The organism is Sphingobium sp. PNB (assembly GCF_019873065.1).
Classification (GTDB): Bacteria; Pseudomonadota; Alphaproteobacteria; order Sphingomonadales; family Sphingomonadaceae; genus Sphingobium; species Sphingobium fuliginis.
Window position 1 is genome coordinate 1 of the sequence record NZ_JAINEZ010000152.1, and the last position, 6,388, is coordinate 6,388.

The following is a 6,388-nucleotide window of genomic DNA, read 5'->3' on the forward strand; positions in this document are numbered from 1 at the left end:
ATCCAAGGGCCTCCTGCTTCAGCGGAGCCCCCCTGAATCAATGTGCGTGCCGATTTTCAAGAGGATGATTGGGTTTGGACCCTAAGTTTAAAATTAACAAGGGACCGGATGGGAACCCACGCAAAACAGCCATTAGGAAACCAATCGAGTAGGTTGGTACGGCTGTTGGTTCAGTGATCGCGGTAGAAATACCGATCCTCACCTTAATGGCAGGCGTGGCAGGCAGCAAACTACCAATTTTTGCCGTTAGCCAGAACCAGACAGGGCGTCAGTTGCAGATGCTAGTTTATCGTGCGATGAAAACTCAATGCTGTGGATTATCGCCTTTCTGCTGGCTGGCGCGTCACCAACGACCTCCCAGCCCACGATAGAATGCAAGACGCTATGCAGTGTCACTCAGGGTAGATTTACCTTTCTAGTCGCCCCACGCTGGTTGGCACTTGTTCATATCGATGGGAGGACTGCTGATGGCTTCACTTTGAGGCTGACGAAATCACAAAAGGATTTCGACATAGGGCGAGTGTTTTCGGGCAAATTAAGCCAGCCCGTGGTTGTTGAGCGCAACCCTAAGAAGTTCATAAAAATCCATGGCCGCTTCGCCCTTGAGGACATTATGGCTGACCTTGAGAAGGCACCTGCGATCTACATCGACGATTGCGGTTATCAGCCGCAATCAGACCCAAATGTCATTGTGACGAACAGCTTTTGCGTCGAAAATCTCCATGGGATCGGCGCTGCCATTGCATCTGCGCGAAAGCAGATGGCGGCATCCTCACATGGGCAGCTTAATGCTGTCGTCACCACCAAAGCGGACTGACCGCTTACACCCCTTTTTGCCATTCCATACAGCAGGCGGCGCGGGATGCGATCAGCTATCCCGCGCTATAGCTTTACCTGTGTCGCAGTGCCATTTTGCCTGTCAGATAGGGTAATATCCCGGCCTCAAGAGCAGCTTCGCTGCCTGCGAACTTCCCGAATGCGACGGCAGGATTCGATATCAGGTAGAGGGAGCCGTGAACCTTCACATCGAAACCTTTGAGCCTTGCGACCGCAGTTAGCACGGCTTGGGTTATGTATCGCGGCGCGCCGCTTATTTTCCTGACCACGGTTCCACCGGGCACTTGAAGCTCAGGGCGACGGAAGATCGCTTCCAACCAACGGATAGATGCAGGGCTGAGGGGATAAATGGTACTCAATTCGGTTTCCTTATATTTGTGTGTACCGACCAATTCGTGACCGGCGAATCATGGATAACCGGACATTGTGAACGAGAACAGCCTTAGTAATATAAGTAGCAATTTATGACTCATCTTATGATCCCGGCGTCCTATCTGGTATATTGTTGCTCAATCTCCGTACACTCTTTATATCCACTTATGTGACCTGTTTATCGGAACATTGATTACCGCTTCAATCAATGGCAACTGTAGCAGCAAGCACGCTCTAATTTGCCCGTAGAGGCCGTACAGCGTCCCTTAGAGAGGCGCGCTGCCGGAGTAGCCAAGTTCACCTAAAGATGCCGCCATCGACCCTAAACGAACAAATATCAAAAAATTTAGCCAAATTCATAGCTGGGTATCTTAGAAATAGCCGCAACAAGGACAGGAAGGGACACGCTACCGTAGGATTGCCCTACGGTTCTAGGTGCATGACCTTGAATAAAATCAGCAACCCGTTCCGGTATCCCTACCTCTAATGCCAATGTTTTAAATGTATGCCGCCAACCGTGATTAGGTTGAACGTTTGGGTCTATAATTCCTATTTCCGATCTAATCCAATCTCTAAGGCTTTCGCCTACTTTCTTGGAATATCGAACGTTACTACCGCCAGTTCGACGCCGGGTCGGATCATAGAATATTTCTTTATTTCCCGTTTTAAGAGCATCAATAATACCCTGTTCAATAAGATGGCCATGAATAGGGATAACACGGGTAGAATTGGACTTAACCGTTCCGGCCTCTGGTGTTATTCTAAGCACCCATACATCATCTAATTTGAAGATATCATCGTATCTTATCTGGCTAATCTCGTTCACCCTTGCGCCGGTATATGCACAAATCCAAGGTATCCACCTTCTTGCAAGTGCCTTTAATTCATCAATGCCACTCCAAGGACCAGACAGGGTAGCAGATAGAATTGCCTTTACCTCATCCGGGTTAAAATCCCTTGTCCTGAGCAGCGCCTTTTTAGGAACCCTAACGGTAATCTTAGTTGATACGTTTTCAGACAGACGCCTCTTCTCAACAGCCCAATTCAACGTGGCTCGGACAGCGGCCAGATATTTGTCTTTGACCGTTCCGGGATCACGTATGGTTCCCCGCTTAGTATTCTCTGTAAGAAGCATGTCACGCCAGCTATCCAACTGTTCAACGGTTAGTCGGCTGGCATCATCATGACCTATGAAGGCTATTAGCTTCTTCATGATAGATCGCCATTCAGAAGCCGTAGAGGGCTTTATTCGCTGCTCTTGAATATATTCGTCCAGCGTGTCCAAAAGACGCACAGGCACCCCTGTGAGAGCATTAGGGGAAGGCTCCGCCGCCTTGTACATGAACACCGGCGACCGTTCGGCTGGCACATCATCCGCACAGACCTCGCCATTCAGCATGGCGACAGCGCGGTTCAACTCCCGGTCTGTCTCTATGACCAGTTGCGGAATGCGCTGCTTGGCTTCGTGCCTGCTCTTTGTGCCAAGGGACTTAACCCATTCCCGCCTCCCACCAATGAAGGGGCGGAGATTCGTAGGGATAGCGCGCCGGAAATAGTAGGAACCGCCATCGCGCTTAAGGAGATATGTCGACAAGAATCACCTGCTACGTTTGTAGCAGACAGTCGTAACAAGCCCCGATTTGCGTATTTTCTCTAACAAAATTAATTAGTTAGAGGTTCTGGTGCGCTTACGTGACTCGAACACGTGACCCTCGCATTACGAAGGCCTCTGACGCATTTCTGAAATGGTCAGGTTTTCCGCCAATTTTTGGACGAAATGGGGAGGCACTTTCGCCTTACCCCACGGCAGACCCAAACGCAGCGGAAATCCGGTTTGGTCCGCTTCCTATCGAAGGCACTTTGGTAGGAAACGACGTCGAAATTCGACCTGCGCTATACCTGCATACGCCTTCTTGGAAGCGGCTTAAGCGACGGCCTTCCGCAGAACTTCATTGATCCGGGACTGCCACCCTGGCCCACCAGCGCGGAAGCGTTCCAGCACTTCCTTGTCGATACGCAGAGAAACCTGTTCCTTGGCTGATCCGCGTGGCCGTCCGCCCTTCGATTTTGGGAAAGCCGCAGCCAGTTCAGGGAAATCGCTGATCGGTCGCGCCCGCGCAAAATCCTCTTCAGTCCATTCAGGATTATCATCGTCGAAAATGACGGGAGGCTTCTTAGGCATGTCGCTTCGTCTCCTTCGCATGTGCCCGTCTTAGGCTGATGACTCGGACAACCCGTCCACGCAGCGTCACAGCGGCACAATAGTTCAGGCCATCAATTTGGCCATAAATGCGAAATCGACGCTCGGCGAACCGATCATCCTCAACGACAACAGCCTGCTCCAGATCGGCGGCCCGCGAAAGAGATATGCCGTGCTTCTCTATATTGGCGGCATCCTTTGCGGAGTCGAACTCGATTTCCATGATGTTTTTGTATCTACAAATACCCTATCAGGCAAGAAGTTTTTGTAGATGCGAAAACACTGGCCTACCTATACCCGTTCGAAACCGCGCAGCTCTCCTCCAGCCGCACCCGTCACAGATGGGGCGCGAGCGAACTACAACGACATATCGCTGCGCAGGTGCCTGACACGCAAAGTCATCTGCTCAAGCTCATTTTCGATCTCTTGCAGGTCGAGCGCAACCATGAGCTGATCATAGCCCAGCAGCTTTAGCAGCGCCGTCATTACCCGCCGTGAATGCGCAGCCAGCACAAGTAGGTTTCTTCCGCTCGGGCAACTCTGCCCATTCAGCCAAGCGCGGGCCGACCGATCGCTCACATCAGCCCACTTCATCACGGTCTTTGCTGCCCGTCGAGAGCCGCCGAGTTCGTCGGTGAGCGCCCGACTGATAGCATCTGCGATATCCAAATCCGAATATAATGGCCGTTTCGGAAGTCGAGTTCCGGTATTAGGAAGCATACTTCACCGCCTTCCATAGTAAGCCGACCAGCTGGCACATCCTGCCAACGCGAGACTGGTATGGTTATCAACTGGAACCAGCCCGGCGCACCAGACGCCCAAGAGGAAGGGCCGCGCATCCCAGCGGCTGAGTATGTCCGCATGTCCACGGACCATCAGCGATATTCGACCGACAATCAGGCTCAAGCCATTAGGGAGTACGCAGAGGCGCGGGGCTACGAGATCGTCAAGACCTATGCCGACGAAGGGAAGAGCGGCCTTAATCTAGGCGGGCGCGCAGCGTTGCAATGTCTCCTGGACGATATCGAGTCAGGTCGCGCCCAGTTCAAAGCGCTCATTGTGTACGATATCAGCCGCTTGGGCCGTTTCCAGGACACAGATGAAGCCGCATCCTACGAGTTTAGATGCAGACATGCCGGTGTGCCCGTGCATTATTGCACCGAACCGCTTGAGAATGACGGAAGCATCGGATCATCCATCATAAAAACCGTCAAACGAGCAATGGCGGGCGAATACAGCCGCGAACTCTCAGTGAAGGTTTTTGCAGGTCAGGCTAATTTGATCCGGCTTGGCTTCCGGCAGGGCGGTCCGGCCGGTTTTGGGCTAAGGCGTGTGCTCATCGATCAGGACGGCCGCCAGAAGAGCGAATTAGGCCGAGGCGAACACAAGAGCATTGCAACCGACCGGGTCATCCTTGTTCCCGGACCCGACGCCGAAGTGAAAATTGTTCAGGATGTTTACCGCCTTTTTGTTCACGACGGCATGCAGGAGCGTGAGATTGCGTCGCTGCTCAATGGCCGAAATATCCTGTCCGATCTGGATCGCCCGTGGACGCGAGGTTCAATCCACCAACTTCTGATCAATGAAAAATACATCGGCAACAACGTCTGGGGGCGCACGTCCTTTAAATTGAAACGGGAGCATACTCGCAACAGCCCAGAAGACTGGATAAGATCGGACGGTGCATTTGCCGCAATCATCGACCAAACTATTTTCGAAAAGGCTCAGGCCATCATTGCAGCTCGGTCGGAAAAACTTTCTGATGTAGAGATGCTTGCAACTCTGAAGAAGATCTTCGACCGGAACGGCCTTCTTTCTGGAATTATCATAGACGAGGCCTGCGACGCCCCATCTAGCAGCGCATTTCGTTCTCGGTTCGGGAGCTTGCTGCGTGCTTATGCATTGGTCGGCTTCGCACCGGACCGTGATTATCGATATCTTCAAATTAACAGGGAGCTCCGAGAACTGCATCCTACAATTGTCGCTGACGTCATTACTGGTATCGAAGCGGCCGGAGGCTTCGCACTTGTTGATGAAGAAACAGATATATTAACTATCAATAAAGAGTTTACCGCCTCCGTTATAATTGCCCGGTTCTTTCAAACCAGTGCTGGCTCATTGAGATGGAAAGTCAGACTGGACACGGCGCTCAATCCGGACATTACAGTCGTAGCTAGGATGAATGAGAATAATGATCATCCTAAAGACTTCTACATCTTACCTCGCCTGGATATGAGAACCGCACTTCTACGTTTGGCTGAATATAATGGCCTCTCGTTCGATGCCTACCGTTTTGACGATCTCTCGTCGTTTTATCGGATGGCCGCTCGTCGTCCATTAAGGAATGCGGCATGACAAACGCACTGCCTGCACAGAGGGTTGAACTAATCCCGATCGACCGGATTACGGTTGTAAACCCACGCATCAGGAACGGCCGGGTGTTCCGAGAAATCGTTGATAACATCGGCAAGGTCGGTCTTAAACGGCCTATCACCGTCACCCGACGCGCGGAAGCTGATGGCCCATATTATGATCTGGTTTGCGGGCAAGGGCGCCTAGAAGCCTATAGGGCATTGGATCAGACCGAAGTTCCAGCCCTCGTTGTCACCGCCGATCCGGAGGACTGCCTAGTCGCCAGCTTGGTGGAGAATTGCGCACGTCGACAACACAAAGCCATCGACCTCCTTCAAGATATAGGTGGGATGAGAAAGCGTGGATACTCTGTTGCTGATATCGCGCAGCGAACTGGTTTAACCGCCGAATATGTTGGTGGCGTCGCCCACCTTTTGGAAACGGGGGAGCAGCGCCTACTGCAATCGGTCGAAAGCGGCACGATCCCCCTTAGCGTAGCAATCGAAATCGCGGACGCAGCTGATCAAGATGCCCAGACAGCGCTAGGTTTCGTGGACAAAGGTTGACAGCAGGATCGGGCGTTGATTCAAGGCTGCCTTTTGGAGGTGGCGTTGGGCGAGCGTATTG

Annotated in this window: 8 protein-coding genes and 1 pseudogene; 3 read left to right on the forward strand and 6 right to left on the reverse strand. The window is 52.1% G+C overall.

Features of this window, described 5'->3' with window-relative positions; translation table 11 throughout:
* The first annotated feature begins 307 nt into the window (after positions 1-307).
* Positions 308-817, forward strand: a complete 510-nt coding sequence (locus tag K7W03_RS26280; protein WP_222887841.1) for a hypothetical protein — start codon at positions 308-310, stop codon at positions 815-817.
* A gap of 73 nt (positions 818-890) precedes the next feature.
* Here K7W03_RS26280 and K7W03_RS26285 read toward each other — a convergent pair whose 3' ends face one another.
* The 6 genes and pseudogenes from K7W03_RS26285 to K7W03_RS26305 all read right to left on the reverse strand — a co-directional run bounded on the left by K7W03_RS26285 (position 891) and on the right by K7W03_RS26305 (position 4,129).
* On the reverse strand, positions 891-1,196 hold the full coding sequence (locus K7W03_RS26285) for a hypothetical protein (protein ID WP_222887843.1): 306 nt from the start codon (positions 1,194-1,196) through the stop codon (positions 891-893).
* Positions 1,197-1,555: 359 nt separating this feature from the next.
* Complete coding sequence (locus K7W03_RS26290) at positions 1,556-2,626, reverse strand: site-specific integrase (RefSeq protein WP_222887845.1); 1,071 nt, start codon at positions 2,624-2,626, stop codon at positions 1,556-1,558.
* 3 nt (positions 2,627-2,629) lie between these two features.
* Positions 2,630-2,803, reverse strand: a pseudogene (locus tag K7W03_RS28405) (DUF6538 domain-containing protein); the annotation flags it as partial.
* Positions 2,804-3,133: 330 nt separating this feature from the next.
* The gene (locus K7W03_RS26295; protein ID WP_222887848.1) at positions 3,134-3,391 is read right to left on the reverse strand and encodes a BrnA antitoxin family protein; all 258 of its coding nucleotides are present in this window, start codon (positions 3,389-3,391) and stop codon (positions 3,134-3,136) included.
* Positions 3,384-3,632 (reverse strand): BrnT family toxin, encoded by a 249-nt coding sequence (locus K7W03_RS26300; protein ID WP_222887850.1) that lies wholly within the window; start codon positions 3,630-3,632, stop codon positions 3,384-3,386. Before K7W03_RS26300 ends, K7W03_RS26295 begins: the two co-directional genes overlap by 8 nt.
* Positions 3,633-3,766: 134 nt before the next feature.
* The gene (locus tag K7W03_RS26305) at positions 3,767-4,129 is read right to left on the reverse strand and encodes a hypothetical protein (protein WP_222887852.1); all 363 of its coding nucleotides are present in this window, start codon (positions 4,127-4,129) and stop codon (positions 3,767-3,769) included.
* Positions 4,130-4,189: 60 nt separating this feature from the next.
* Between K7W03_RS26305 and K7W03_RS26310 the strand changes: the two genes are divergently transcribed.
* Together K7W03_RS26310 and K7W03_RS26315 are read left to right on the forward strand one after the other, a co-directional pair.
* Positions 4,190-5,764 (forward strand): recombinase family protein, encoded by a 1,575-nt coding sequence (locus tag K7W03_RS26310; protein ID WP_222887854.1) that lies wholly within the window; start codon positions 4,190-4,192, stop codon positions 5,762-5,764.
* Positions 5,761-6,327 (forward strand): plasmid partitioning protein RepB C-terminal domain-containing protein, encoded by a 567-nt coding sequence (locus tag K7W03_RS26315; RefSeq protein ID WP_222887856.1) that lies wholly within the window; start codon positions 5,761-5,763, stop codon positions 6,325-6,327. Before K7W03_RS26310 ends, K7W03_RS26315 begins: the two co-directional genes overlap by 4 nt.
* The last annotated feature ends 61 nt before the right edge of the window (positions 6,328-6,388 follow it).